At 45.8% G+C, this 25,843-nt stretch carries 31 protein-coding genes; 15 read left to right on the top strand and 16 right to left on the bottom strand.

Translation table 11 applies throughout. The features are described from left to right. Window positions 1–3: 3 nt before the first annotated feature. Window positions 4–828 carry a 2,3,4,5-tetrahydropyridine-2,6-dicarboxylate N-succinyltransferase gene (gene dapD / locus OM978_RS05905; RefSeq protein ID WP_233009622.1) on the top strand — a complete coding sequence of 275 codons (825 nt, stop codon included), beginning with the start codon at window positions 4–6 and terminating at the stop codon, window positions 826–828. A 136-nt stretch (window positions 829–964) separates the two neighbouring features. Here the strand turns inward: dapD and OM978_RS05900 are convergent, their stop codons facing one another. Together OM978_RS05900 and OM978_RS05895 are read right to left on the bottom strand one after the other, a co-directional pair. After that, complete coding sequence (locus OM978_RS05900) at window positions 965–1,447, bottom strand: carboxymuconolactone decarboxylase family protein (RefSeq protein ID WP_264345962.1); 483 nt, start codon at window positions 1,445–1,447, stop codon at window positions 965–967. 42 nt (window positions 1,448–1,489) lie between these two features. After that, a complete protein-coding gene (locus tag OM978_RS05895) occupies window positions 1,490–2,098 on the bottom strand; it encodes an FMN-dependent NADH-azoreductase (protein WP_264345961.1) in 609 nt (202 codons plus the stop codon). 102 nt (window positions 2,099–2,200) lie between these two features. Between OM978_RS05895 and OM978_RS05890 the strand changes: the two genes are divergently transcribed. Beyond that, window positions 2,201–3,589, top strand: coding sequence for a PLP-dependent aminotransferase family protein (locus OM978_RS05890; protein WP_264345960.1), 1,389 nt, complete (start codon window positions 2,201–2,203; stop codon window positions 3,587–3,589). Between the two features lie 7 nt (window positions 3,590–3,596). Here OM978_RS05890 and OM978_RS05885 read toward each other — a convergent pair whose 3' ends face one another. The 3 genes from OM978_RS05885 to OM978_RS05875 are packed head-to-tail and all read right to left on the bottom strand — an operon-like array spanning window position 3,597 to window position 5,181. Next, on the bottom strand, window positions 3,597–4,037 hold the full coding sequence (locus OM978_RS05885; RefSeq protein WP_264345959.1) for a flavodoxin: 441 nt from the start codon (window positions 4,035–4,037) through the stop codon (window positions 3,597–3,599). Between the two features lie 12 nt (window positions 4,038–4,049). After that, a complete protein-coding gene (gene truC, locus OM978_RS05880) occupies window positions 4,050–4,865 on the bottom strand; it encodes a tRNA pseudouridine(65) synthase TruC (protein ID WP_319633896.1) in 816 nt (271 codons plus the stop codon). After that, complete coding sequence (locus OM978_RS05875) at window positions 4,840–5,181, bottom strand: YqcC family protein (protein WP_264345957.1); 342 nt, start codon at window positions 5,179–5,181, stop codon at window positions 4,840–4,842. The genes truC and OM978_RS05875 overlap by 26 nt, the downstream gene beginning before the upstream one ends. Before the next feature lie 120 nt (window positions 5,182–5,301). On the opposite strand from OM978_RS05875, the gene OM978_RS05870 reads away from it, so the two are divergent. Continuing rightward, a complete protein-coding gene (locus tag OM978_RS05870; protein WP_264345956.1) occupies window positions 5,302–5,625 on the top strand; it encodes a DUF3301 domain-containing protein in 324 nt (107 codons plus the stop codon). On the opposite strand, the gene OM978_RS05865 is transcribed toward OM978_RS05870, so the two are convergent. Next, window positions 5,622–5,942, bottom strand: coding sequence for a DUF962 domain-containing protein (locus OM978_RS05865; RefSeq protein WP_264345955.1), 321 nt, complete (start codon window positions 5,940–5,942; stop codon window positions 5,622–5,624). The genes OM978_RS05870 and OM978_RS05865 overlap by 4 nt on opposite strands. A gap of 7 nt (window positions 5,943–5,949) precedes the next feature. Then, entirely contained in the window at window positions 5,950–6,609 is a 660-nt protein-coding gene (locus tag OM978_RS05860; RefSeq protein WP_264345954.1) for a GNAT family N-acetyltransferase, read from the bottom strand. A gap of 126 nt (window positions 6,610–6,735) precedes the next feature. Between OM978_RS05860 and OM978_RS05855 the strand changes: the two genes are divergently transcribed. Then, window positions 6,736–6,963: a DUF2789 domain-containing protein gene (locus tag OM978_RS05855; RefSeq protein WP_264345953.1), complete on the top strand. Its 228-nt coding sequence runs from the start codon at window positions 6,736–6,738 to the stop codon at window positions 6,961–6,963. Between the two features lie 57 nt (window positions 6,964–7,020). On the opposite strand, the gene OM978_RS05850 is transcribed toward OM978_RS05855, so the two are convergent. Beyond that, entirely contained in the window at window positions 7,021–7,389 is a 369-nt protein-coding gene (locus tag OM978_RS05850; protein ID WP_264345952.1) for a DUF3192 domain-containing protein, read from the bottom strand. Window positions 7,390–7,557: 168 nt separating this feature from the next. Here OM978_RS05850 and OM978_RS05845 point away from each other — a divergent pair, with 168 nt between their 5' ends. Both OM978_RS05845 and OM978_RS05840 read left to right on the top strand, forming a co-directional pair. Further along, complete coding sequence (locus tag OM978_RS05845; RefSeq protein ID WP_264345951.1) at window positions 7,558–7,845, top strand: hypothetical protein; 288 nt, start codon at window positions 7,558–7,560, stop codon at window positions 7,843–7,845. After that, window positions 7,845–8,621, top strand: coding sequence for a Zn-ribbon-containing protein (locus OM978_RS05840; protein ID WP_264345950.1), 777 nt, complete (start codon window positions 7,845–7,847; stop codon window positions 8,619–8,621). Before OM978_RS05845 ends, OM978_RS05840 begins: the two co-directional genes overlap by 1 nt. A gap of 6 nt (window positions 8,622–8,627) precedes the next feature. On the opposite strand, the gene syd is transcribed toward OM978_RS05840, so the two are convergent. Next, complete coding sequence (syd, locus tag OM978_RS05835; protein WP_264345949.1) at window positions 8,628–9,155, bottom strand: SecY-interacting protein; 528 nt, start codon at window positions 9,153–9,155, stop codon at window positions 8,628–8,630. 54 nt (window positions 9,156–9,209) lie between these two features. Between syd and queF the strand changes: the two genes are divergently transcribed. Next, the gene (gene queF / locus OM978_RS05830) at window positions 9,210–10,049 is read left to right on the top strand and encodes an NADPH-dependent 7-cyano-7-deazaguanine reductase QueF (protein ID WP_264345948.1); all 840 of its coding nucleotides are present in this window, start codon (window positions 9,210–9,212) and stop codon (window positions 10,047–10,049) included. Between the two features lie 225 nt (window positions 10,050–10,274). On the opposite strand, the gene OM978_RS05825 is transcribed toward queF, so the two are convergent. Continuing rightward, the gene (locus OM978_RS05825) at window positions 10,275–11,057 is read right to left on the bottom strand and encodes an SDR family oxidoreductase (protein ID WP_264345947.1); all 783 of its coding nucleotides are present in this window, start codon (window positions 11,055–11,057) and stop codon (window positions 10,275–10,277) included. After that, window positions 11,054–11,380: a nuclear transport factor 2 family protein gene (locus OM978_RS05820; RefSeq protein WP_264345946.1), complete on the bottom strand. Its 327-nt coding sequence runs from the start codon at window positions 11,378–11,380 to the stop codon at window positions 11,054–11,056. The genes OM978_RS05825 and OM978_RS05820 overlap by 4 nt, the downstream gene beginning before the upstream one ends. Before the next feature lie 98 nt (window positions 11,381–11,478). Here OM978_RS05820 and OM978_RS05815 point away from each other — a divergent pair, with 98 nt between their 5' ends. Next, the gene (locus tag OM978_RS05815; protein ID WP_264345945.1) at window positions 11,479–12,390 is read left to right on the top strand and encodes a LysR family transcriptional regulator; all 912 of its coding nucleotides are present in this window, start codon (window positions 11,479–11,481) and stop codon (window positions 12,388–12,390) included. A 136-nt stretch (window positions 12,391–12,526) separates the two neighbouring features. Here the strand turns inward: OM978_RS05815 and OM978_RS05810 are convergent, their stop codons facing one another. Next, a complete protein-coding gene (locus tag OM978_RS05810) occupies window positions 12,527–14,257 on the bottom strand; it encodes a M61 family metallopeptidase (protein ID WP_264345944.1) in 1,731 nt (576 codons plus the stop codon). Between the two features lie 453 nt (window positions 14,258–14,710). Here OM978_RS05810 and OM978_RS05805 point away from each other — a divergent pair, with 453 nt between their 5' ends. The 7 genes from OM978_RS05805 to OM978_RS05775 all read left to right on the top strand — a co-directional run bounded on the left by OM978_RS05805 (window position 14,711) and on the right by OM978_RS05775 (window position 22,530). Then, a complete protein-coding gene (locus OM978_RS05805; protein ID WP_413690964.1) occupies window positions 14,711–16,273 on the top strand; it encodes a diguanylate cyclase in 1,563 nt (520 codons plus the stop codon). A gap of 35 nt (window positions 16,274–16,308) precedes the next feature. Beyond that, entirely contained in the window at window positions 16,309–17,664 is a 1,356-nt protein-coding gene (ppnN, locus tag OM978_RS05800) for a nucleotide 5'-monophosphate nucleosidase PpnN (RefSeq protein WP_264345942.1), read from the top strand. Window position 17,665: 1 nt separating this feature from the next. After that, on the top strand, window positions 17,666–18,469 hold the full coding sequence (gene xni / locus OM978_RS05795; RefSeq protein ID WP_264345941.1) for a flap endonuclease Xni: 804 nt from the start codon (window positions 17,666–17,668) through the stop codon (window positions 18,467–18,469). 5 nt (window positions 18,470–18,474) lie between these two features. Beyond that, window positions 18,475–18,861 (top strand): DUF3192 domain-containing protein, encoded by a 387-nt coding sequence (locus OM978_RS05790; protein ID WP_264345940.1) that lies wholly within the window; start codon window positions 18,475–18,477, stop codon window positions 18,859–18,861. A 1-nt stretch (window position 18,862) separates the two neighbouring features. Further along, entirely contained in the window at window positions 18,863–20,620 is a 1,758-nt protein-coding gene (locus tag OM978_RS05785) for a hypothetical protein (RefSeq protein WP_264345939.1), read from the top strand. Between the two features lie 133 nt (window positions 20,621–20,753). Then, a complete protein-coding gene (locus OM978_RS05780) occupies window positions 20,754–21,761 on the top strand; it encodes an isocitrate dehydrogenase (RefSeq protein WP_233009598.1) in 1,008 nt (335 codons plus the stop codon). A gap of 124 nt (window positions 21,762–21,885) precedes the next feature. Next, complete coding sequence (locus OM978_RS05775; RefSeq protein ID WP_264345938.1) at window positions 21,886–22,530, top strand: glutathione S-transferase family protein; 645 nt, start codon at window positions 21,886–21,888, stop codon at window positions 22,528–22,530. Between the two features lie 69 nt (window positions 22,531–22,599). On the opposite strand, the gene rlmM is transcribed toward OM978_RS05775, so the two are convergent. From rlmM to OM978_RS05755, 4 genes are all read right to left on the bottom strand, one after another. After that, complete coding sequence (gene rlmM, locus OM978_RS05770; protein WP_264345937.1) at window positions 22,600–23,670, bottom strand: 23S rRNA (cytidine(2498)-2'-O)-methyltransferase RlmM; 1,071 nt, start codon at window positions 23,668–23,670, stop codon at window positions 22,600–22,602. A gap of 150 nt (window positions 23,671–23,820) precedes the next feature. Next, the gene (locus OM978_RS05765; RefSeq protein WP_264345936.1) at window positions 23,821–24,207 is read right to left on the bottom strand and encodes a DUF423 domain-containing protein; all 387 of its coding nucleotides are present in this window, start codon (window positions 24,205–24,207) and stop codon (window positions 23,821–23,823) included. Then, window positions 24,185–24,814, bottom strand: a complete 630-nt coding sequence (locus OM978_RS05760) for an alpha/beta fold hydrolase (protein ID WP_264345935.1) — start codon at window positions 24,812–24,814, stop codon at window positions 24,185–24,187. Before OM978_RS05760 ends, OM978_RS05765 begins: the two co-directional genes overlap by 23 nt. 3 nt (window positions 24,815–24,817) lie before the next feature. Next, on the bottom strand, window positions 24,818–25,750 hold the full coding sequence (locus OM978_RS05755; protein ID WP_233079235.1) for a transcriptional regulator GcvA: 933 nt from the start codon (window positions 25,748–25,750) through the stop codon (window positions 24,818–24,820). Between the last annotated feature and the right edge of the window lie 93 nt (window positions 25,751–25,843).

Genomic DNA, 25,843 nt, shown 5'->3' with positions numbered 1-25,843 from the left:
GTTTTGTCAGATTTAAAATCCATTATCGAAGCCGCGTTTGAACAACGTGCATCCATTACTCCAGCCACTGTAACTGCTGAAGTCAAAGCTGCCGTCACTGCAGCCATTGAACTCTTGGACAGCGGTAAAGCCCGTGTTGCCGAAAAAGTAGCAGGCGAATGGGTCACTCACCAATGGCTGAAAAAGGCTGTGTTATTGTCTTTCCGTATCAATGACAATCAGGTGATGGACGGCGCTGAAAACCGTTTCTTCGATAAAGTACCGATGAAATTTGCCGACTACACACACGAGCGTTTTGTAGCTGAAGGTGTACGTGTTGTACCTCCTGCCGCAGTGCGTAAAGGCAGTTTTATCGATAAAAACGTGGTGCTGATGCCTTCATACGTCAATATCGGCGCTTATGTCGGTGAAGGCACTATGGTGGATACGTGGGCTACTGTGGGTTCATGTGCTCAGATTGGTAAAAACGTGCACTTATCCGGTGGCGTAGGCATTGGTGGCGTATTAGAGCCTCTGCAAGCCAACCCAACCATTATTGAAGACAACTGCTTTATTGGTGCCCGCTCTGAAGTAGTGGAAGGTGTGATCATCGAAGAAGGCGCAGTGCTTTCTATGGGTGTATATATCAGCCAGTCGACCCGTATTTACGACCGTGAAACCGGCGAAATTACTTATGGTCGTGTGCCTGCAGGTGCAGTAGTAGTACCAGGTTCCATTCCATCTAAAGATGGCACACACAGCCTGTACGCCGCTATCATCGTTAAAAAAGTCGATGCACAGACCCGTGCTAAAGTGGGTATAAACGCCCTGCTGCGCAGCATAGACTAAAGCCGTCGTACTTGAAACTGCAGCTTTGTTGACTACGCGACCCGCCCGACATAGGTTTGATGTCGGGACGGGCGCGGATAAACCCAATAAAGATTTGTTTGGAATTCAAGACGGGCGGGGACCAGCCCCGCCCCTACTAATTAAACACTGCCTTGGTTAAACCAAAAGCTGCGTCTTGTGAACCTGGTTCCATCTGCGCCAGAATTTGCATACGGTTCCAGAAGTTGATCAGGCCAATTGCGTAGGTCAATTCAGAAATTTCCACATCAGAGAAATGTTCTTTGGTTGAACGGTACAGCTCATCGCTGATGCCGATAGCAGGAATATGGGTTAAAGCTTCAGTTAACGCCAGCGCTGCTTTTTCTTTAGCGTTAAACAATGGTGATTCACGCCAAATTGCTACATGGTGTAAACGCAGTTCGCCTTCGCCTTTAATCTTGGCTTGCTTGATATGCATATCCAGACAAAAAGCACAGTTGTTTAACTGAGAGGCTCTGATATCAATCAGACTTTTGATAAGCCCATCAATAGATGTTTTGTAAGATGCCATGCTGGCGTCTATTAACGCTTTGGTCAGGTTTGGTACAGTTTGGAAGTGATTGACTCTGTCGCTCATCATAGTTCTCCGGGTTTAAGTTAAAAGTAATTAAAGGTTAAATAATCAAACAGTTAATAAATCAACAGCGCTCAGCGCCTTGGGTAAAGCTGTGTCTTTGGTCAGGGGGAAATGAGTTCCATCTACTCTGATAAAAGTCACGTCCTCTATGCCTATGTAAGCCAAAGCGACCTTGATATAAGGCGTAAATTGATCGTCGTTCACAAAAGGCCCCTGGCTAAAACAGCTACCGCTGGATACCACTACATAAACTTTTTTATGGGTGACCAGCCCCACTTTGGTGCCTTCTTGGGTAAAGGCGAAAGTGCGTCCAGCTCTGGTGATGTGATCAAACCAGGCTTTTAATACAGACGGCAGACCTAGATTCCACATAGGGGATGACAGCAGCAGAATGTCGGTTTCCAGCAACATATCCACCAACTGCTCGGACAGTTGGATCGCCTGGTTTTGCTCAAAACTTCTGTCTTCTGGTTTCGTCAGAAATGCACCTGTTGTCAGCGCATCCAGATGAGGCAAAGGCTGAGCCGACAAATCCAGCACTTGCTCTGTCAGCTTTGGATAACTGCTTTGCAATTTCTCCAGTAAATGTTGCGATACTTTGCGTGACGACGAGCCTTGCAGATTTGGACTGACCTTGATGTGTAGCAGCTTCATTCTCTCTTCCTCATCATTAAATGTTCTGTTGATGTCGCTCATTTTAGCGCCGGATGTCATACTCAAAAGATACAAGAACCAAAAAAGTAAGTAGGACACTTAATGGGCTATAAAGAAATTTATCAGCGTTATACTCAGAGCATTCTGGCAGGCACTTTAAAACCCGGCGAAAAAGTCCCTTCAATCCGGGTATTGGCAGAAGATTTGGGCGTTGCGAAAAAGACAGTCGAAGCGGCGTACGATATCTTAATTGGTGAGGGTTATCTGGTCAGTCGTGGCGCACGTGGCACTATAGTCAACCCGGAGCTTTTTATAAAAAAGCAGCCCGCTGAAACGTCGCAATTAGTGCTAGAAGACAAAAGCTTAAAACAAATTATCGACCTGCGGGATAACAAAGGCTATTTCCGTCTCGGTATTCCGTCTTTAGATGAATTTCCCTATAAAAAATGGCTGTTGTTATCCGGTAAAGCCGTTCGCGCTATGCGACCAGAGGAAATGCTGAACCTTCCTATTATGGGCTATCCGCCTTTGCGCCAGGCTATTGCTAATTATCTGAATATCTCACGGGGTTTAAATTGCAAGCCGGAGCAAATTTTTATCACCAGCGGCTATAAAAGCAGTATTGCGTTAATTCTGCAGACGCTGAGTGTGCAAAATGACAAATGTATATTCGAAGACCCAGGCTACTTTTTTGGCCAAAAGCTGCTGAAACGTATAGTTCACAACCTGCATTACGCTTCTGTCGATGCTCAGGGTTTAAATGTCGAGTATTTATTACAGCATCATCATGACGCTAAGTTTGTGATCACAAGCCCTGCTCACCACAGCCCTTTGGCGGTCACTTTATCTTTACCGAGGCGCCAGCAACTGCTGCAGTGGGCTATGCAGACCAAAGCCTGGGTGATTGAAGATGACTACGATGGCGAGTTTCACTACACCAAAAAAGTGATACCAGCCCTGAAAAGTCAGGACACTGACGACAGAGTGATTTATGTTGGCACTTTTAGTAAAACCATTATGCCGTCGATGCGGGTCAGCTACATAGTGATGCCAACAGAGCTTATCGGAAAGTTTAAAGAAACCGGCGAAATTATCGAAACCAGCCAGCCTTTGTTGCCGCAGAAAATCCTCACCTTGTTTTTAAGCGAAGGCCACTTTTTTAAGCATCTGAAAAAAATGCGCGCTTTGTATCAGCAACGGCGAATGATGGTGTACAGCGCTTTGGAAACTGTTTATCCGGGCTTGTTTGCGTATGAACATACCGACGGTGGCATGCATATAGTGGTGTTTTTAAAACAGGGGGTTCAGGATGTGCAGCTCGCTGAACTATGGAACTCCTTCAACCTGCAGGTGTTTCCGCTATCAGGCTGGTATTCACAAAAAAATAAGAGGTATGGCCTGGTGATAGGCTACACCAATATCAAGTCAGAACAGGAAGCCATAGCGGCGTTAAGCCTTGCTTACAAAGACACTATGGCATTGTTTAATTAGGGTAAAACTAAAACTGCTGTTCTATCCAGGGTAAAGCCAGATCTTCAGCCTGCAAGGTTTCACCTGCATCAATCTCTAAGGCCGGAGCCAAAGCTGTGCCCTGTAATTCAGCCAGTAACTCGGAAAACTGTTTACCAGCACCACAAAAGGTATCGCCATAGCCACTGTCACCCAAACAAATCACAGCGTACTGTTTGCCTGTTAACAGCGGGAATCTGTCTTTTACATCAATAAAAAATGGCAACAAGTTATCCGGAATATCGCCCTGACCTGTAGTAGAGGTAATCACCAGCCAAATATCAGGTGCAAAAGCTAATACGTCGTTCAGTTTTGGTTCCAGATTTAACTGAGTGCTGTACCCTTTGGCCTGCAAAATTTTATCTGCTTCTTCAGCAACAAACTGAGCGCCGCCGTACACTGTGCCTACCACAATAGCTACTTTTTTCATAAATCCCCTGCTTTATAACTGCGTTAAGCCTGTTAATTCTGCCCGCTCAAAAAAATTGCTGTACCAGCTATCTTCGATGGGCCAACTGAATGCTTTAAATAACTTTTCTACTTCACAAAGTGGTGCTTCGATCACTAAATCGACACCGCTCACCGGATGTTTTAATTCCAGTCTTTTGGCAATTAATAACAATCTGTGGCTATTCAAATGCTCTGCAAACAAGCGGTTATGTTTGCCTTCACCATGCGTCGTATCACCCACTATAGGATGGCGTAAATGCGATAAATGCCGGCGCAACTGATGCTTACGACCCGTTAAAGGTTGCAAAGCTACCAGGGAGTAACGTGCCACCGGATATTTACCTATAGCTATAGGTAATTCAACCTGGGCCAAAGGCCATAACGCCGTTATCGCTTCCTGCTTGTCTTTGTCCTGACTGGCTAGTTTGTCGGCAATTTTATCCAGTTGCTCTTTCAGCGGATAATCTAAAAGACCAGCTTGTTTGACAAAACCACGGCAAACCGCCAGATAAAACTTGCGCCAATGCTGTTCGGTTAGCTGTTCTGTCAGCAAACGGGCAACATCGGCAGATAACGCAAATAACAACACACCAGAGGTGGGCCTGTCGAGCCGGTGCACCGGAAACACATGCTGCCCTAGCTGATTACGCAAAGTTTGCATCACAAATACAGTTTCATGTCTGTCTAAAAAAGAGCGATGCACCAGCATGCCTGCAGGTTTATCTATCGCTACCAGAAACTCGTCCTGATACAAAATCGTCAGTACAGGAACTGCTATTAACTCAGGCTCTGGCACTACTTTGCTCACGTTTACCACTTAATAATTCATCCAAATCCGCAATACGATTAATCAGCAGCAAAGTGCGATTATCTAAGTGTTTAAACGCCTCTTCGGCCATAGGGCAGACCGCAATTTGTTGCGGTAAGGGCAAACGCCCTTCCACTAATGCACGCATACGAGGTAAAAATACAAATTGTAGCCAGTTTTCCAGTGGCATAGTGTCGCAAAAAAATGGCGCAGTACTTTGCATCGCTTGTGCATCAGGGGCAACAAAAGCCCAAAGCTCTGCAGCTTTTAATTCGCTTTCAATCTGATTTAATAAATCTGTGACCTGTAAGTACATGCTTCTGCTGATCCGATTTAACTGGTGATCCGATTTACCTATTGATCGGATTTAACGGGCGCAGATTTTATCACAGAGCGAACCTAAGCTGCCTTGCAAAAACACCAGGGCGTCGCCATTATGCTTATTCATAATAAAGGAGTCATGATGGATTTTGTCTGGTTATTATTGTTAGGTATGGCTTTTGTCTATGCGTTCTTATTGCAACGTAAGCAGGATGAAACAGCAATCAAGCTGGCCAAACATCTGTGTAAACAGCAGGAATTGCAGTTTCTGGAATGTGCCAGAGGCACACACCAGTTTTCTAAACTGGACAACAGATGGCGCTGGTTTACCAGCTATCAAGTCGATTTTAGCAGCGATGGTGAAAGTCGTTATCAGGCCGAACTGCGTTTATCCGGCCTGCGTTACTTAAGTTTTCAGTTACCGCCTTACCGCATTTAAGGCAGTTTCTGCAGTTTTTGCTCCAACTGCCCGGTCAGAAAATCTTTATACATCACCCAATCCGCCGCCAGACTGTAAAATGGATATTTAAAGGTGGCGGGTTTGTTATGTTCAAATTTAAAGTGACCAACCCAGGCAAAACCATAACCAGCAAGCAGCATCAACCACCAATAACCCCATAAACCTGTTACAACCAAAGTGGCCAATATTGCCAGCACTAAAGTCGATCCTATGTAATGCAATCGGCGGCAAACCGGGTCTTTATGTTCAGATAAATAATAAGGATAAAACTCGGAAAAACTACGAAAGCCGGACATCTGGTGCTTACTCCACTAGCGTTAAAGGACTACTTTGTCTTGGTCTGAACATTAAACTACCTTTGACCTTGCTGAAATTCAACTCTGTGACTTGCTGATAATGATCCGCACTAAAAAAGGCTTTGTTTTTCTCCAGCGTGACGAAAACACCTATGCCCAAAGAGGCCGGATTTTGCTCTACGATCGAATCCACCGCATGCATCAAATAGTGCCCTAAGCCCAAATGCTGATATTGAGGTGATATAGCGATAAAAGCCAGCATATGGTAATGCTGTACTGGCATAGCCGCATGAATACGTTGCTCTTTTTCCAATAATTGTTTGGTTGAGACATAACCTGCTGTTAATAACATTTTAAGCCGCCAATGCCAGAATCTGTCGCCACTCAATTTAGAACCCGGCTCTGTGACACAAGCCACTCCTAACAATTGCTGCTCAATAAAAATGCCAATTACAGGCTGTTCTTCCTGCCAAAATACGTTCAGCTCTTCACGAATAGCAGCTCTTAAACGTTGCTCATAATCACTTTTATCAGCCTGAAAGATATCCATAAACACAGGATCGTCGTGATAAGACTGGTACAACAGGGAGGCAGCCAACTTCAATTCATCAGGGGTTAACAACTGTGCTTTAAGCTGGTTTAGATCAAGAGCGGGTTGATTTGGCATGATGTTTCTCTGTTATTTTATTTTAGTTTGAGTATCAACATAGCAGTCAGGCTAAGGATTGCCAATGCATCAGCCCCTTCCAGCAACTACACTTAACAGAACAAACATTCACAAAGGGATCTTAAAATGGATATGACAACACACGATATGGCCACTTTATTTGCTCAGCTGGGTTTGGATAATAGCCCGTCCGCCATTAAAGCTTTTGTCGCCAGTCATAAAATTCCGGCGAATATGTCCCTGGCGCAGGCGTCATTTTGGACTAATGCTCAGGCCAGTTTTTTAACAGAGAACTTAAAACAGGATGCGGACTGGAGTGACGTAATTGACCAGCTTAATGTCATGCTTAGATAATGTTATGAGATAAAGGGAAGCACCACCAGAGGCAGTACTTCCCTGGTCCAGGGAAAGTTACAACTGACGGTAGGCTTTGTCGCCCCACCCCGTTAACACACCATTTTTAAATACCAACGGAGTGCATTCGTTTTTGCTGGTTTCGCCGTCACTATGCTCATGATGAGTGCGGTAAAACAGCACTACAGTTTCGTTGCCGGCGTCACGGAATGATTCACTAAAATCTGGTGTACCTAACTGGCCACGCACTGAAGCTAACTCTGCGCCCAGATTTAACTGACTGATCACCTGATTATTTAATTTTTGCGCTTTTTTCCATGACGAGTTATTGCTGCTGTCATTTTCGCCTTTGTCACCTATAGCCACAACACAACCAGATAAAGCCATCATGGCTGTTGCTACTGTTAATACCTTTAAATAATTCATTGCTTTTCCCTTAGAGTTTTAACTTGTTGGTTTTAACTTGTTGATAGCCAAAAGCAAAACTGGGGCCAACTTTTAAAATCATTAAATAACAATGACTTACAAAATCCCACTAGTGGCATGAACAACTTAGATGGTAAATTTCACTAAATTTTAGTGAAACTAAAGAAAATGATGGAACAACTCAGCCAACAAGTCGCAAAAATTGCAGCCCAGCTGCAACAAGAAGGCAAAGAACCCAGCCTGGCTCTGGTGAAAGCCCGCTTAGGCACGGCCACTATGAGCCCGGCTTTGTTGCAGGCTTATCAGGCATGGCGTAATGGTGCTGTGACCCTGCAGTCAGATCCAGTCCCACAATCACAACCTCTGCCTGAACCGCAGGTGTCCTCTGATATCAAAGCAGATCTGGCCCGTATTGAAGCCAAACTTGATCTGATCATCAAAAAGCTGGGGATCTGATGTTAGTTGCAGAGCTGGAATTTAAAATTATTGCCGATACCAGCTTTGATGAAGCGGAAAAAGGTATTCGCCATTATCTGGAAAAGCTGATTTTCCAGGGCCAGATCTTAGGCCGTGAATTCCCGACTTATCAGGCCCAGGACAGTTTTTTCAGCCGTGTGGTATTGCCACAATCTGACGCTTTGGACAAAAAATCACACAGCAAAGCGGGCCTGAATGCGTTAGAACAACTGCAGCAAGTAGGTTTAAGTTATCCAAAACTAACGATACTGGGTGATGATTTGATGTCCAATCATACCGACCCCTGCCCCAGTCATGCTGCTTTGATTTTATTCTGTAGTTTTTCTGCCACCAACTCGGTGCTGTACTGCGCTGAACATTTTGCCCCTGTACCTTTGTATAAAATAGGCAAAACAAGTGGTGAAGATTTTGAGTCTTTAGTGCGCTGGCAATTGCAGTACCAGGCACTGGATGAAATTCAGATGCAGGAATCAAGAGTGCTGTTTAAAAGCGCCGAACAAAGTGTACAGGGCTTTTACAGTGGTTTAAACCAACAAGGTTATAAGCAGGCCAGAGCGCTTAGCAGAGAGCTGAACAAGCCGGTTTATTATTATCTGTACAGTGGCAGCAGCATGGATTGCGCTTTGGATGCAGAGAAAAAATGCCCATCTTGTGGCTCTGACTGGAAACTTGGTCAGAGCTGGCACGGGCTCTTTGATTTTTGCTGTGAACCTTGCCAGCTTGTATCGAATATAGCTTTTGACTGTCAGCCCTGAATCAGCTCAGAAACTCAACTGCTGTAAAAAAGTAGCTAAATCAGCAGCCAGCAGCTCTTTGACTTCCATCCCTACTTTCTCTAAGTAAACTTCGCCTGTCGCCACTAATACCGAGACTAAATAATCGTCGTGATCAGTGGCGGCAATAAAGACGGTTTCGCGCTGCTTTAAGCGTCTTTTCATCAGAATATGCGCAATGATATTTTGCTGCAGCCGTTCAAAATCAGCCTGATGCCAGCTCATCAACAGCTCAAGTTCACCTCTGTCATGACAAACCTTCAAACCACCACCAAAATAGCTGGTGTAAAACTCACTCAACTGCTCCGGGAACCGCAGTTCCAGCGCTTGTTGGGTTTTGGATAAATCCAAAGCGGGTTCAGCTTTTACCGGACGCCAATGCACTTCACCGTCCACCACATCACCATACTGACAAGGAGAATCCTGCTCAGGGTCAAGCCAACTGAGAAGTTTCGGATGTTGTTTTTGATAAGACTCTACAAATTGTGCAAATTGTTGATGGAATTGGCCCGGCATGGTGATTCGCTTCTGTGCTAAAATTGCCGCCATTCTAACTTGGTTGTTGGTGTTATGACAAAAATACAAACTGAGGTGCTTGCTGGCTTAACTCTTGGCCAGGCCACTGCTTATATTGATCACTACAGTCCTGAATTATTGCAGGCGGTACCACGTACTTTAGGCCGTCAGGCTATAGGTTTAGGCGTAGAATTGCCTTTTGTTGGTCAGGACACCTGGCACGGCTACGAGCTGTCATGGCTGACTCCTAAAGGTAAACCTATGGTGGCGCTTGCTACTTTTGTGGTGCCTTTTGATACCCCTAATCTGATTGAGTCCAAATCATTTAAACTCTATTTAAACAGTTTAAATCAAACTAAGTTTGCTGATATCAGCCAGCTCTACCGCACTATGAAAACCGATTTATCAGCCTGTGCCGGTGGGCCTGTGCAAGTGACTTTGCATAACGTCAATGAGCTGACCGCCTTCCAGCCAACCTGGCTGCCTGGTCGTTGCATTGACGATTTGGATATTGAAGTTGAGCATTACGACTACAAACCAGAACTGCTGCAATTAAACCCTTCTGGCACTTTGGTAGACGAAAAGCTGCATTCGCATTTGCTGAAATCCAACTGCTTAATCACGTCCCAACCAGACTGGGCCAGTGTGTATATTCATTACAAAGGTAAGGCTATTGATTATGCATCCTTGCTGAAATACCTGATTAGTTTCAGAAGCCACAATGAATTTCACGAGCAATGCGTAGAGCGGATTTATCTGGATTTGTGGAAGCTGTGCGAACCAGAGTTTTTAATGGTCTACGCCCGCTACACCAGAAGAGGCGGTCTGGATATCAACCCACTACGCAGCAGCGAACCTTGTGACCAACCTAACTTACGCTTAACGCGGCAGTAATGAGTGGGGGTAAGTTTTATTGCCCCCCAAAGCAGACTAATGCTGTAAGTAAAACAAAGTGACGCTCAGAGTTTCTCTACTGTCTCAAGCCCGACGCAATGACAGTTTGTACCTGAGCTATTTGTGTATCAGGTTCGTGAAGCCTGACTGAAAAAGCACTACTTACAAACCCGGAGAGTGGCAAGCCTCAGGGCTTGCCATCGAATAACTGCAAGTGGCTGTTGGCTACAAGGTGGGAACAGTGCCGCCGTCAATCCTATACTCTGCCCCAGCGATAGAAGCGGATCGTGGGGATGCCAGGAAGGCAATTAAATCGGCAACCTCGTTTGGCTTGGCTGGTCGGCCTACCGGGATCCCCCCCAGCCAGTCCATAATGAGTTTCTTGCCACCCTCGTAGTCCGTTCCGGCCTCGGCAGCCATCCGCTTTGCGAATACTACGGAAGCCTCGGTCTCAATCCACCCCGGAGCAACGCTCAGCACACGAACGCCCTTTGGCGTCACCTCTCTTGCCAGTGACTTGCTATAGGTAGTGAGCGCCCCTTTGGCCGCGGCGTACGCGGTAGTGGACTCGGGCAGAGGCAACACGCGCTGGATGGAGCTAACGTGGATGATGACACCCGAGCCTTGAGCCAGCATTGTTGGCAGAAGTGCACGATCCAAGCGTACGGCAGGCATCAGGTTCAGATTCAACTCGGCGAACCAGTGCTCATCACTAATCGCAGCGAAACCACCACCGGGAGTCTTTGAGCCACCAAGCACATTGATCAAGATGTCTACACCACCCCAATCCTGCAGGACGGTCTGAGCAAGATGACTCACACCTTCAGCCGTCGACAGATCGGCAGCTACGTAGGTTACCCCCTCTACCTGCTGCGCTGGCAAAGTGCGCGCGGATGTCGCCACCCGGGCTCCAGCCTCCACAAGAGTTTTCACGACTGCAGCGCCAAGGCCCAGCGTGCCGCCGGTTACAACTGCCCGCAGGCCATTCAGATGAAGGTCGAAGCTCATAGTGTTATCTCCAGTGATGCTATCAGGCCGCGTTCAAGGCGAAAGCGGTAGGACAAAACGATCGGGCTGCCAGGGAAGTTGCCGGTGACGTTGGCGCGGACGAGTTGGAAGCCGTCCTCCCGCTCAATGGCGAACGGCACGCTCGTCGCACTGTACTTGGCCGATGCCTCGGCCATAAAGGTCTTGATGGCGTTGATCCCCCTGTAGGTGTGACCGACATCCTTCATGACGGCTTGCGCCGTGAAGCAACGTGCCAAGGCCTCAGGGTTATGTTCGGCAGCGAAATACGCGGCAATTGGTTCGGGTAAAGTTAAAGCAGACATGATGAACTCCTTGGTTGGGAAAGTTCACACTATGCTCCCTTGCATTACATTAGTGAATACAGCACAATCAGGATGGGTTATGTAGGGAATAATATATAATGCGTGGATCCGATTTTGCTGAGCTAAAGGCATTCGTAGCGGTCGTAGAGCGTCAGAGCTTTGCCCGGGCGGCGGAGCATCTGGGCCTATCGCCTTCCGCCCTCAGCCAGACCATTCGACAGCTGGAAGGCCGCATCGGCGCGCGTCTTCTTAATCGCACAACCCGAAGTGTTGCGCCATCGGCAAGTGGCGAACTGCTCTATATGCGCATAGCTCCATTGTTTCGGGAGATGACAGATGCTGTCGCTGAAGTCAGTGAGGCAACGGGACAGGTGAGCGGCACACTGCGCATCAACACGCTGGGGATTGCAGCGAGAACTATCATTGCGCCCAGGCTTGCACGCTTCCATCAAGTACACCCAGACGTGATTCTCGACATAGTTGTCGACGACTCGCTGACTGATATTGTCGCTGGTCGCTTTGATGCGGGCATTCGCGTTGGTGGAAAGCTGGAGAAAGACATGGTTGCCGTCCGCCTCACACCAGACCTGAACATGGTTGCTGTAGCGTCCCCAGACTACCTCGCGCGTTGGGGAACACCGAAGTCACCTGACGAATTACATCAGCATAAATGCATAAACTGGCGGCTACAAATGGACGGTAGGTACTACCGCTGGGAGTTTAATAAGCAAGGACAACGACTGGAAGTTGCGGTGGAAGGCTCAGTCGTGACCAATCATGCAGACATCGGGATTGCTGCTGCGCTAAACGGGCTCGGCATCGCCTATCACTTTGAGCGAGACGGAGTGGGTGAGCTTTTGGCGCAGGGACGGTTAGTACAAGTACTCGCAGACTGGTCGATTTCCCGCCCTGGGTTGTTCCTCTACTATCCGAGCCGACAGCATAGACCGGCTCTGCTCGGTGCGTTCATCGACTGTCTATTGGACCGAAAACCCTTTGACCAACTTTAGACTCTGGCTATTTAAGAGTGACTTTGCACTCACTTCATGCCCCCGCTGGTCCAGCCTTAGGCTTTTAGAAAATGCTTCCTGCACTTTATTGCTTTGAATACCAATCGGGCGGGTACAAGACCCGCCCCAACAGTTTCTAAAGATCCACACCCAACCATGCCTGATGCATAGCTTTTTGCTGACGGCTTGGTTTAGCCACCGGCACTACTTTACCTGCACCTTTGGCTTGATCCGCCAAGACTAAGGGTTGATGTTGTAAACGGCCCTGCCGGAAATAGCTTATTTGTACTTTGTCGCCTGCTTTGAAATCTTTTAAGCGCTCAGCCAAATCGGCTTTTAGTTGCAAGCCGCTGACAGCCACTATCAAATCTTCCGAGGTAAAACCCGCTTTCCAGGCCGGACTATCACGTTCTACCTTTTTCACCAGCGCAAAACCCTCTTTGTTTTCGGCTGTTACACCAGAGAAAATTTCACGTTTTTTATCCTGTTGCCACTGCAAACCAAAACTGGCCAACAGCTGTTCGATCTCAAAGTTCAGCGGTTTTTCTACTTGCTGTTGCCACCAAGGGTTTTGATCTTCGCCAGTCAGTTCAGAAGCAATATCAATAACGTCTTTTGCAGTAAAAGCTGTGGTTTTACCAAAACGTTGATACAACTGATTATGCAGTTCTCTATAGCTGGCTTTGCGGCCTGACTGCTTTAAAATCAGTTCGTCCATCAGCCAGCTGGCGATATAACCTTCAGAGTAAATATTTACACCAAAGTTAGTACCATGATCGCCACCTAAACTTATCCAGCTGTCAAAACTACTTTCTGACACCGATTGCACCAAACGGCCAGGCGTATGAACGAATTTATCCAGCCGTTTTGTAAGGTCAGCATAAAACTCTTCTTTGGTCATTAAACCTGCACGCAACAGCAGTTGGTTTTGGAAATAACTGGTGGAACCTTCTGAAATCCATAACAATTTACTGTAGTTAGGGTTCAGATAATCATAAGGTACTAATTCAGCTGGCCTGTAAGCTTTTACGTTCCAGGTATGCACCAGCTCATGAGAAGCAGTGCTTAAAAACGCCAGATAATCTTCTCGTTTGCCAAAGGTAAATCTGTCTCTTTGGATCACTGTTGAATTTAAATGCTCAGTCGCACCACGCGCGCCGTCAGTAGCGTGCACAATAAAGACATAACGTTGATAAGGGTAACCTTGCCAAATAGCTTCCGTTTGCTGCACCAGCTTTGCTAAGTCTTTTTGCATTTGGGCGGCGTTGTAATTACCTTCGCCCCAAATCACCAGGTCATAGTCACGACCATCCGCCGCAAAACTTAAATGCTGATTAATACCGGTTTCAATAGGAGAATCAGCCAACACATCATAATTAGCTGCGACAAATTGATGTTCGTTATCCCCTTTGTTCATACCAGAGAACGAACGCCAACCTTGCGGTACATTTAACTGCACAGACACAGCTTCAGATCTTTGCTCATTGCTAAACATTAAAAAGGCGCTGGAGTTGATATAGGCATGAGTTTCATCAATATGGCGGGTGCGCTCACCCAGCTCGTTGGCATAGACAGTATATTGCACTACTACTTTGCCTGATGTTGCTGGTTCTAAAGTCCAGCTGCTTTTCTCCGTTTTTTGCCAGCGAATAGCTTTGCCCTGAGCATCCACAGCACTAAAACCAGTTACAGCTTTGGCTAAATCCAGAATTTGGTATTTACCGCTGCGCCAGGCTGGCAGCATTAAGGTCAAAGGTTTTGCCTCTGTCGCCTGCAGTTCAACACGAACTTGTGCCAGATGATGCGCAGGTTCAGTGATACTAATTTGGTAGTTCACTTGTGCCCAACTGTATGCAGAGCTGCTCATTATGATCAGTGCACAAAAAACTTTCAGAAATCTCACGCTGTAACCTCCAGAACTAAAAATGAAAAACAACCATAAATTCAAATAAATAGCGAATAAAACACTACCAACAGCTAAATTAAAGCGACCAGATTTATGTAACCCACTTCGTACTATTACATTTTAACTTTTACTTTCAGATCAAATTCTGTTCTAATGCAAAGCGTCCTGACAGGGACAACCCTATTAACTTCAGACCAAAAGTGAACAAGATGAACTATCTGACCTCTGCTGAAGAACAAAGCTGGTTACCTTACTATTTAACCAAAAAGTAACCACAAAAAAATACCCTACATAATTGCTGATTTTAAGCGGACTTTTAGTCCGCTTTTTTCATTTCCTGCCAGATTCTGCTGTCGCTTTTATCATTATTGCAGATATACTTAGCTCAAACCGAGCGGGTTTTGTACCTGGGGAATGATTCTGGTGGCCGAGCAGCAAAGTGATGTAAAACAACAGCTGGCAAATGCAGTCAAAGCGCGCAAACAGCTGGAAGACACCTACGAAAGTCAGTTTAAAATCCTGTCTCAATTTGTCTCCAGGCTATCCCTGGCCTGTAAGGGTATAGACATTGAGCTTGACAACAAGCTGGCTCGTTTACGTCAGGAATTTGCTAAGGGCACCGATCTGGAGAAGATATTGCCTTTAGTAGAAAGCGCAGTTGAAGCATTAAAAACTCTGGAATCCCGCCAGCAATCTGAACTGAAGAAAGCACAAAACACCTTAACAGATGCAGGAAAATTGCTGCAAAAGCAGCGTGGTTTACCGGATCAATTAAGGCGCGATTTGCGCGATTTGCTGACTAAAGTAGAAGAACCCTCCTCTACAGTTCAGGCATTTTTACCCCATCTGACTCATTTAACAGAGTTATACCAGTCAGCTTTAGCCACCAAACAGCAAAGTGAGCAGGGCGACGCGGTTGATGACAATAAGTATCAGGCTATTTGCCGGCAAATTTCTATTGAACTGACCAACCTGCTCAGTGAACTGGCCTTTGAAGGTAAATACGGCCAGGATATAGAAAAAATCCGCACTACTTTATTATCCAACGTCAGCATTGAAGCCTTGCTGGAATCTTGCTTACGTACTATTGAAATTATCATCGCTTCAGTGACTGACGAGCGTCAGTCAGCCCAACATTTTCTGCTGAAATTAAACGAAGCCCTGACCGGGGTGCAGCAGGCTGTTGTCTCCTCACTGAATACCTCGAACAGTATTAAAGAAAAAATGCTGCTGCTAAACCAGCAAATAGAGCAGCAAATTACCAATTTAACAGCTGATACTAAATCAGCCACTTCACTTGAACAGTTACAGTCTTTGGTTAGCACTAAACTTGGTGCTATCACTAACTCTCTGCGGGAAAAAGAGCAGTTAGAAAAAGACGAGCGTGAGCTGATGCTCACCACCTTGCGCCATATGGAATCGCGCTTGTCTGAGTTGGAGCAGGAAGCGACACAATTTAAAAAACGTCTGGCCGAACAGAAATTCAGAAGCTTGCAGGACGCGTTAACAGAATTGCCAAACAGAGCAGCTTTTGATGAGCGTTTTGAGCTGGAAATACGCCGTGCTCAGCGTTATGGTAAACCTCTGGCTATAGCTTTGGCTGATGTGGATCACTTTAAACAGATTAACGACAACTATGGCCACAGCGCTGGTGATAAAACTTTAAAAGTAATAGCTCAGGCGTTAAAACAAAGCTTACGGGAAACCGACTTCATTGCCCGTTATGGTGGTGAAGAGTTTATTATTTTGTTCCCGGAAACACATTTATCTGAACTTAAACAGCCTCTGAATAATCTGAGGGAGAGGATTAAGAAAATCCCTTTTAAATTCAAAGATCAAAACGTTCCCATTTCAATTTCTTTTGGTGCGACAGAACTCAAAACCTCTGACAATAACAGAGCAGCTTTTGACCGTGCAGACGAAGCTTTATACGAAGCAAAACGTGCAGGCCGAGACTTAGTCGTACTGAAAAGCTGAACAGCGGCGCAAGCCGGGTCATAAGGAAGTAATCTATGCATGTACAACTGAATCCGTTGGGCGCTATGGCGCTTTTATCTCAACTTGAAGTTGACCGCCTGAAAAACAACACAAGCTCTGACGCCTTTACCTTATTCCGTAATTGTTGCCTTGCCGTACTGAACGTAGGCAGTCATACCGACAGCTCCAGCGAAATTTATGATCAGTTTAAAAACTTTGATGTGAATTTATTAGCCCGTGAACGCGGCATTAAAATTGAGCTGTTTAATCCACCGGAAAGTGCTTTTGTCGACGGTCAGATTATCCGTGGCATTCATGAGCATTTATTCGCTGTGTTGCGTGACATTCTGTTTTTCCATACTCAGCTGACACACGCTAACAGATTAGATTTACAAAACAGCGATCATATTACTCATACGGTGTACGACATTTTGCGTAACGCCCGCGTAATAGATTCAGCAGTAGAGCCAAATATGATTGTCTGCTGGGGTGGTCACTCTATTAACGAAGCTGAATACAAATACACCAAAGAAGTAGGTTATCAGTTAGGTTTACGTGGCCTGGATATCTGTACTGGCTGCGGCCCTGGCGCGATGAAAGGCCCAATGAAGGGCGCAACTATTGGTCATGCTAAACAACGTAATACCAAAGGTCGTTACTTAGGTTTAACTGAGCCAAGCATTATTGCCGCCGAGCCACCAAACCCTATCGTCAACGAACTGGTGATTTTGCCTGATATCGAAAAACGGCTGGAAGCTTTTATCCGTGTGGCTCATGGCATTATTATTTTCCCTGGTGGTGCAGGCACAGCGGAAGAGTTGCTGTATTTATTGGGTATTATGCTGCACGAAAAAAACAAAGATCAGAAGTTGCCGGTGATCCTGACAGGACCACAACAAAGCGCAGCTTATTTTGCTGAATTAGCCAGTTTTATTGAACAAACTTTGGGTAAAGAAGCGCTGGATTTGATTGAGATTATCATAGACAACCCAGCTGAAGTGGCCCGCCGTCTGAAACAAGGCTGCGCTGAAGTGCGACAATACCGTAAGAGTTCAGGCGATGCTTATCACTTTAACTGGACCTTACACATAGCGCCTGACTTCCAGCATCCATTTGCACCTACTCACCAGAATATGGCGTCTTTGGATCTGCATTTAGAGCAGGATAAAGCCAAATTAGCCGCTCACCTGCGCCGGGCTTTTTCCGGCATAGTAGCTGGTAATGTGAAAGATGAAGGTATTAGGGCTATCAAACAACATGGTCCATTTAAGCTGTCAGGCGAACCTGCGTTAATGAACATGATGGATCAGTTGCTGCAGGCCTTTGTTGCTCAGGGCCGGATGAAATTACCTGGTTCGAAGTATGAGCCTTGTTATCAAATTCTGAACTGATATGGCGCATTTGTTATTACTCGACGGACTAAACTTAGTCCGTCGTTTATACGCAGCACAGGAAAGACCTTTTCATAACTCCCCTGCCCCATACAGTGAAGCCACAGGCCAGCAACTGCTGCACAATACAGCAGAACAGCTACAGCAAATTGCAGTCAAGCTTACGCGGCAATTTAAGCCAAGCCATGTATTGGCTGTATTTGAGGTCACTCATCTGAACTGGCGCACCCAGCTGTATCCGGCCTACAAAGCAGATCGGCTGCCTATGCCAGAGCATCTGCAAATCGCTTTGCCTGTACTGAAGCAAAAACTATCTGATATAGGCATCGAAAGCTGGCAAATGCAGGATCAGGAAGCAGATGATGTAATTGCAACTTTAGCCATGACGATGCGTAAACATCAGCAACAAGTGACTATAGTGTCGACAGATAAAGGCTATTTACCTTTACTTGCTGAAGGTGTGGTGGTCTATGACCATTTTAACCGTCAGCAACACAGCAATGAGACAGTGCTACAGAAGTTTGGCGTATTACCAGAGCAGTTAGTCCGATATTGGAGCCTGGTCGGTGATAAAACGAATAACATTAGTGGTCTGGCAGGTATAGGGCCAAAAACGGCCAGCGAACTGTTAAAACTGGGGCCAGATATTAAAACTGCTCTGGCACATCCGGATTGTCCGGCCAAACTCAAAGATAAAATTATGGCGTCTCGTGCTGAACTGCAATTATTTATGCAGATCTTAAGTCTGAAAACTGATTTACAGTTGGGGCTGAATTTACAGCAAGTGCGTTTTACAGCATGCTGAGGCAGATGATGAAAGTAAAAACCATAGCCTTCTTACTTGCAGGACTAATGCTGTATGTTGGCTTAACCTGCATTACTTTGCTGTTTTATAAAGATGATCCTGATCAGATGAGCTGGCAGGACAGAGAAGCTTTTAACACCAAATATATTTATAAATTGGATTTAACCAAAGCCATCAACAGAGATCAGGTGATTGATTATCTGGGGGGGCCGGATATTACTGAGGCGAAAAACCAACAGCAGCAGATTTATCAGGTACTGTATTACCGCACTCACAGAACTAAAACTGACGGCATAACCACGCGTGACGAATGCACAGCTATTTTATTTAAGAACCAACAACTGATAGCTATAGGCGAAACCGCAGTAGAGCAATACAACCAACTGGATTGAGATGGCAACTTTGGGATCTTTGACAGCGCTTTATCAGGACTGTGGTGTTTTTTATGCAGAGAAACACCAGTTATCTGCAGCACAGCAACTGGAATTGCTGCAAAAGATCTGCCAGCAAACGGTGCAACTCTCCTATAAAACTCCTTTTCTGCTGCTATCCCAGTTATCTCTTACCCCTGCCACTGGTCTGGTTTCAAGCAAGCTCTTTATCAAACAAGCAGCCTTGGTAACAGCTATTGCTATGGCGGGCCGTTGGCCTGAAGAGCTGCGGTTTCAATTGCTAAAATGTTGCTTGTTACAGCCTTTAGCTGTCAGCGTTTTATTGGAAAAATCAGCAAAAGCAGAAGAGCTCAGCGCAGCAGAACAACAACAGCTGAAGTTTCCTGCTGTTGTGACCATAAAACAACACAAAGAGCTGGTGGAAAAAGCAGGAGCACTAAACTTGCTGCGTCAGTGTTATGGCAAAAACAGAGGTTTAGCGACCTGGCAAAGCCCCTACTTCAGCCAGTTGATCAGTTTTTGCTGGCAAGTGACACGACAGATGTTACCTGGCGCAGGCAAATTGATAGCACTGGAAAAAATATCAACCCAGTTGCTGCCGCAAGCCACAATAACGGAGCAGCAGTTCTGGCTGGCCCTGTCCTGTTTAAACAGCAGCAGTTACAGCACGGGACGTTTTGTGCGGGATCCTGATGCTAACCTTGCGCTGTTGCTCTGTGAAGTTAATAGCCCCGAGCAGATGCAGCTATTAGTTCAGCCTTATGATAAAAGCACAAAACAGCTACTGCCTGAACTAACAACTCCTGCTGCAGACTGGCAATTATTAAACCCAAGACAATACAGTCATGACAATTGGCTTAGCGGCTGGCAGCAAGATAAAGAGCTTTTGCCTCAATGGCCTGAACCTGCAGATTTACCTGCATTAAGCTGGCTACAACAACTGAGTCTGGCTGCCAAAGTAAGTCAACAAACAGAGCTTATTGAACAACATCCATGGCTGATGCAGCAACTACAGGAAAAAGCTTCAGCACAAAACAGGCAACAACAAAAAATTCAGTCTACCCAGCATGCTATCGCCATGCTGGGTCAGGAACAGCTGCTGCCTTTATTAAAACAAGCCTGGCTGGAGCAACATTGCCAGCAACAACATCAGCCCCTGCATAACTGGTTGCTGGAATTCAGACGGGTTTTAGCCAAAGCTTTGTTTTTGCTGACACAACCGATAAAATTTTATGCCTTAACTCCACAACAAGCAGAACTGCTGGCCTGGTGTTTGTGTTGGCCTTTATGGCAACAAACCGATTTGCGCTTTTTGGCTTTGTCTCATCCAACTCAGGCCGTCAGCCTTATCAGTCAATGGTTAAAACAGCAGTTATGGCAAAGTGAGCACTATCAACAACTGGCGTTAAAAACCCTGAAGCATCTGCAGTTTAATCAAAGTTGGCAGGACGCCTGCCTGCATTACAGAGCTTTACCTACCTCAAGCCATTCCCACCCTATGGCTTTTGTATTGGCTTTTGCTTTTGATCTGACCGCTTCGGTATTTTCAGATAGCAACGATAACGACAGGCTGGCTCACAGCTATAAATTTGTAGAACCTCAACTTGCAGCACAACTTTGTTCAGCGTCTGATTGGCAGGATCTATTGGTTGAACAGACCCAACCTGTCACTCAACTTATTGCCAGTTGTAGTTTTATTTCTCCATTTTCTAAAGTTATGCCGCAGGAAGTCACAGATTTGTCGCAGATGTCGGCATAAACTGGAAAATAAACACCAAAACTGGTATATTTTCGCCGTTTTTCAGCACACTCTGCTGCCACAGCTTTTATAAGAAGATCAAATTCAGCTTTGTGTTTATTACAATCAGTCCATGCAAGATTTAAGGAACGTTATGAGTTCACAAACTATTACGGTCATCAAAGGTGATGGCATAGGTCCAAGCATAGTAGAAGCCGCTATCCAGGTTCTGGATAAAGTAGGTTGTAACTTTAACTATGAATATGTTGAAGCTGGCTTAACTGCTTTAGAAACTACTGGTGAATTGCTGCCACAGACCACGCTGGACGCTATTGCCCGTAACAAAATCACCTTAAAAGGCCCGTTAACTACGCCTGTAGGCGAAGGTTTCACTTCAATTAACGTGACCTTACGTAAAAAATTCAACCTGTACTCTAACGTACGTCCGGTCATTTCGTTTAAAGGCACTAAAGCCCGTTACGAAAATATCGATATCATTACAGTACGTGAAAACACTGAAGGTATGTACTCTGGTGCTGGCCAAATCGTGAAAAACGAAGGCGAGCTGGCAGAAGCAATGAGCATAGTGACCCGTGAAGGTTCTGAACGTATTGTTGAGTTCGCCTTTGAGCTGGCACGTCGCGAAAACCGCAAAAAAGTGACTATCGTTCACAAAGCTAACATTCTGAAATCAACTTCTGGCCTGTTCTTAAAAACTGCCCGCGAAGTGGCTTTACGTTACCCTGATATTCAGGCCAGCGAGATGATCGTTGATAACGCTTGTATGCAGCTGGTGATGAACCCACAACAGTTTGATGTGATTGTGACCACCAACCTGTTTGGCGATATTTTATCTGACTTATGTGCTGGTTTAGTGGGTGGTTTAGGTATGGCACCAGGTGCGAATATCGGCACTGATTGCGCTATTTTTGAAGCAGTGCACGGCAGCGCGCCGGACATAGCCGGCAAAAACCTGGCTAACCCAAGTTCTGTAATTTTAGCTTCTATCCAGATGCTGGAATATTTGGGCATGAAAGATAAAGCAGAAAAAATTCTGGCTGCTTTAACTGATGTGATTGCATCAGGTGACCGCACCACCCGCGATTTAGGTGGCAGCCACGGCACCACAGACTTTACAGCTGCCATGCTGGAACGTCTGTAAGCACGTTGAAAACCGCCTCAGGGCGGTTTTTTTATATCTGCGACTGATTCAGTTTAGAAAACAGCGCAGACTAATCAGCTTAAACTTTGTGATTAAACATTTTTAACTTCGGGGAGTTATATCGATGTATCAGTTGTACTATTCACCAAGCACCGCCAGCATGGCACCCCATATTCTGTTGGAAGAACTGGCCATCCCTTATGAGCTGGTATTAACAGATACAGCTGCAGGCTCACATAAAAAAGCTGAATACTTGGCACTCAACCCTAATGGCACTATTCCAACCCTAGTCGATCAAGGCCAGGTCATTTTTGAAACTGCTGCTATTTGCCTGCATCTGGTCGACAGCTACCCAGAAAAAAACTTATTCCCAGCCCACGGCACTCTTCAACGTGCAGAAGCTTACAAATGGCTGATTTGGTTATCCGCCACCTTACAAAGCACTTTAAGCGTCTATTTTTATCCGGATCGCTGGGTAAGTGGTGAGCAAAATCAGGCAGATGTAAAACGTCATGCTCAGCAAAAAGCCCAAGGCTTGCTGGAGCAGATGGACAAACATTTAGCCAGCCACTGCAGCCCATGGTTTTTAGGTGAAGAGTTTTCACTGATAGATATTTACGCCATGATGTTATGCCGCTGGACCCGTCACTTCGACGATAAAAAAGCCCGCGACTACCCTTTTATAGCGCTCTGGGTACAAAAGGTATTAGCCCGCCCTGCAGTGCAAAAAGTGATGGATTATGATGGCTTAGTTAAGCCTTATGTTTGATGGGTTGTCAGAAATGATTGAGGGCAGGCTTTGTACCTGCCCTCATTGTTTGGCTTTCAAATAGCTGCTTTAAACCTTACGCACATGTACCGTTACTTCCTCGCGGTCGTGGTACAAGTGCTTGGCCTGAATTTCGACGTCCAGTCCTGCTTCGTTGAGGTTATGCTGCATCATATCCAGTACTTCAACCACGGTTTCGTAGCGCTTTTTCATAGGTAACTTCAGGTTAAAAATACTTTCCTGACACCACTCATTAATCAGCCAGTCACACACCAGTTTGCCAACACGTTGCGGTTTTTCAATCATGTCGCAGACCAGCCAGTACACATTCTTTTTATCAGGGCTGAATTTAAAACCGTCGACCTGATAATGTTTTACCTGGCCTGTATCCATTAAGGATTGTGCCATCATGCCGTTGTCTATGGCGGTGACCATCATGCTGCGTTTCACCAGCTGATAAGTCCAGCCGCCGGGACAAGCGCCTAAGTCAACAGCTCTCATGCCTGAAGTTAAACGGGTTTCCCATTCATCCTTCGGAATAAACTGAATAAAAGCTTCTTCCAGCTTTAATGTACTGCGACTTGGTGCTTCTGATGGAAACTTCAGCCGCATAATGCCGTTTTCCAGCGGGCTGTTATTTTCAGGGTAAGAAATACCTAAATAAGCACTGCTGCCACTTTGCATAAACAAATGCAGCACAGCAGCACGGGAGTTTTCTTTTTGTAGCAATACACCAGCTTTACGTAATGACTGGCGCAGCGGCACTGTCAGTTTACGGGCTAAAGTAGATAAAGTTTTGCCGTCGTTGGTTTCAGGGTATTCCACCCTAATCTCGCCAAAAGCAGATAATTCAGCAGCTAAAGCCGATTCTACAACTGTAGTAATACGGTCAGCCGGGTCCAACTGCAACAAATCGTCCACCAGCAAAAACCACTGGCGGGCGAAAATTAAATTCGTGAAATCATAGTCACGGTAAAAAGTAGCTAAAGCGTCGCTGTCGTAAGCTTCAAAAATGACAAAAGCTGAGTCTTTGGTCAGTTTGCAAAAACCAAATACCTCTTGCTGGCCCGCTTTATCCTGAATTTCGCCAGCACATTCTTTCTCAAAACCTGAACGGCAGTACAGCAAAAGTTGCTTCATGCTGCACCTCCATGTGCAGCACCCTGACGGGCAGCCTGCGGCTGTGGAAATTGTCTATCCTGCCAATTTTTCATACGGCACCTCCATGTGCCGCACCCTGACGGGCAGCCTGCGGCTGTGAAAATTGTCTATCCTGCCAATTTTTCATCGTTATTTCCTGATCCAAGGGCTGATGGCCAAAGCCAGCCAGCTTAAAATAAGCAACTGACCACCTAAAGGCGCCAGAGCTGAAAAATGTAAAGGCAGCATAAATACACCAGCTACCAGAGTATAAACAAATAACCAAAGCCCTATTTGCATGGCGCAAGCGCAAATGCGGCTTAACCATGGGCTTTGTTGTTGCAGCTTGTCAAAGGCTGATAAGGCCAATAAAGCCACGGTATGAAAAGCTAAAATAAAACCTGCGCTTAACAGCACAGCCAGTTGTTCTGTAGCTATAGTGCCACGCCATAAATGCATTAAAGCAGCGGCTGAACCTACAGTCACTGCGCCATAAAATGCCGCTAAGCTGCTGTTAATTTTCCAGAATAAATTCATTAATAAAACTCCGACTCAGATAAGCAGCCTGTTCAATAAGCTGCTGTTGGCTCAAACCTGATTTTTGTAATGGCATAAAATCATGATCGCCACTTTGTAACCACTTTAGATCTATTGACGGCCAGCTTTTTCCTGCCAGCTCTTCAGTGCTACCAAAAGGATCTCTTTCCCCTTGCAGCACTAAAACAGATCTTTTTAAATCGACAAAATGTTCGGTACGCCAGTTATCTTTTTTCGGCGGATGAAAAGGATAACCAAAAGCTATCACCCCTTTCACTTGCGCAGGTAACAGATGTGATGCAGCAAGCATAGTGGCAACCCGGCCCCCCATCGACTTACCAGCAATAACCAAAGGTAAATCTGTTGGCATTTGGCTTACCTGCTCCAGCACTTCAGCCATTAATACCGGCATTTTAGCTGGTAGCTGCCTTTTGCCCGCTAAGGTCTTTTGCATATAAGCAAAGTTAAAACCCCAGACTTCAATATTCTGCTTAGCCAGTAGCTCTGCCAAAAGCTTACAAAACTCTGATTGCACCGGCGCTCCGGCGCCATGAGATAACAGCAATCTGGCGACAGGCTTTGGGCATAAGGCTAACTGCTCTGGCATCAATTAATCCGGTGTCGAATTATTAAAATGTTGTTCAGCAAAATCCTGCTGATCAAGCTCAACCTGTTTCGCCATCCACTGCCTGAACGCGACAATTTTACCAAGCTCAGTCTGGTTTTCACGGCATACCAGATAATGCGAGTCTTTACTCAACAATACATGGTGAAACGGCACTATTAACCGGCCTGAGTTAATATCTGGCCTTGCCATAACGTTATGCGCTAAAGCCACGCCCTGACCATGAATAGCGGCCTGCAATACCATAGCTGTATGTGAAAAAATCGGCCCCTGATTGACGTTAAAGTTCTTAAACCCCTGACTGACAAACCAGTCCTTCCAAGCCTGACGCGAACCATCGTGCAACAAGGTATGATGGCGTAAATCTGCTACATCTTTTAATGGCTTGCTGCCGTTTAATAACAAAGGCGAACAAACCGGCAGTAAATATTCAGTATGCAGTTTGTCGGCATGCAAATTCCGCCAGCTGCCGCGGCCATAATAAATTGCCACGTCTACATCGTCTGTTAACGAGCCTTCATCTGAGTCGACCGCTTTAATCCGCACGTCTATATCGGAATGCTCTTCACTAAATAAACTTAAACGCGGTACCAGCCACTGAATAGCAAAGCTCGGCTGCAAACTCACGGTTAAGGAGCCTTTGGCACCACGGGCTAATAACTTCTCTGTGGCTTCGTGCAGCTGCAGGAAAATCTCTTTAATATCTAAAAAGAAACTCTGGCCTTCTTCGGTTAACAGCAAAGAGCGGTTTTTCCGCATAAACAGCTTTAAACCTAAATGGTCTTCCAGTGCTTTGATCTGATGACTAATAGCAGCCTGAGTAACAAACATCTCTTCAGCCGCTTTAGTAAAACTAAGATGACGGGCCGCAGTTTCAAAAGCCTTTAACGCATTAAGAGGGGGTAAGCGCCGAGCCATAGCCTGCAGCCTTAGGTAAAATAGAATTAATTTTTCTAATGCGAATTATAAAGAAAGGCGTGACTTTAAACCAGCCACGCCTTAGAGATTTGC

Source organism: Rheinheimera sp. MM224 (genome assembly GCF_947090785.1).
Taxonomy (GTDB): Bacteria; Pseudomonadota; Gammaproteobacteria; order Enterobacterales; family Alteromonadaceae; genus Pararheinheimera.
The sequence above is the reverse complement of the archived record's forward strand: the minus strand, read 5'-3'. Positions and strand labels throughout refer to the sequence as shown.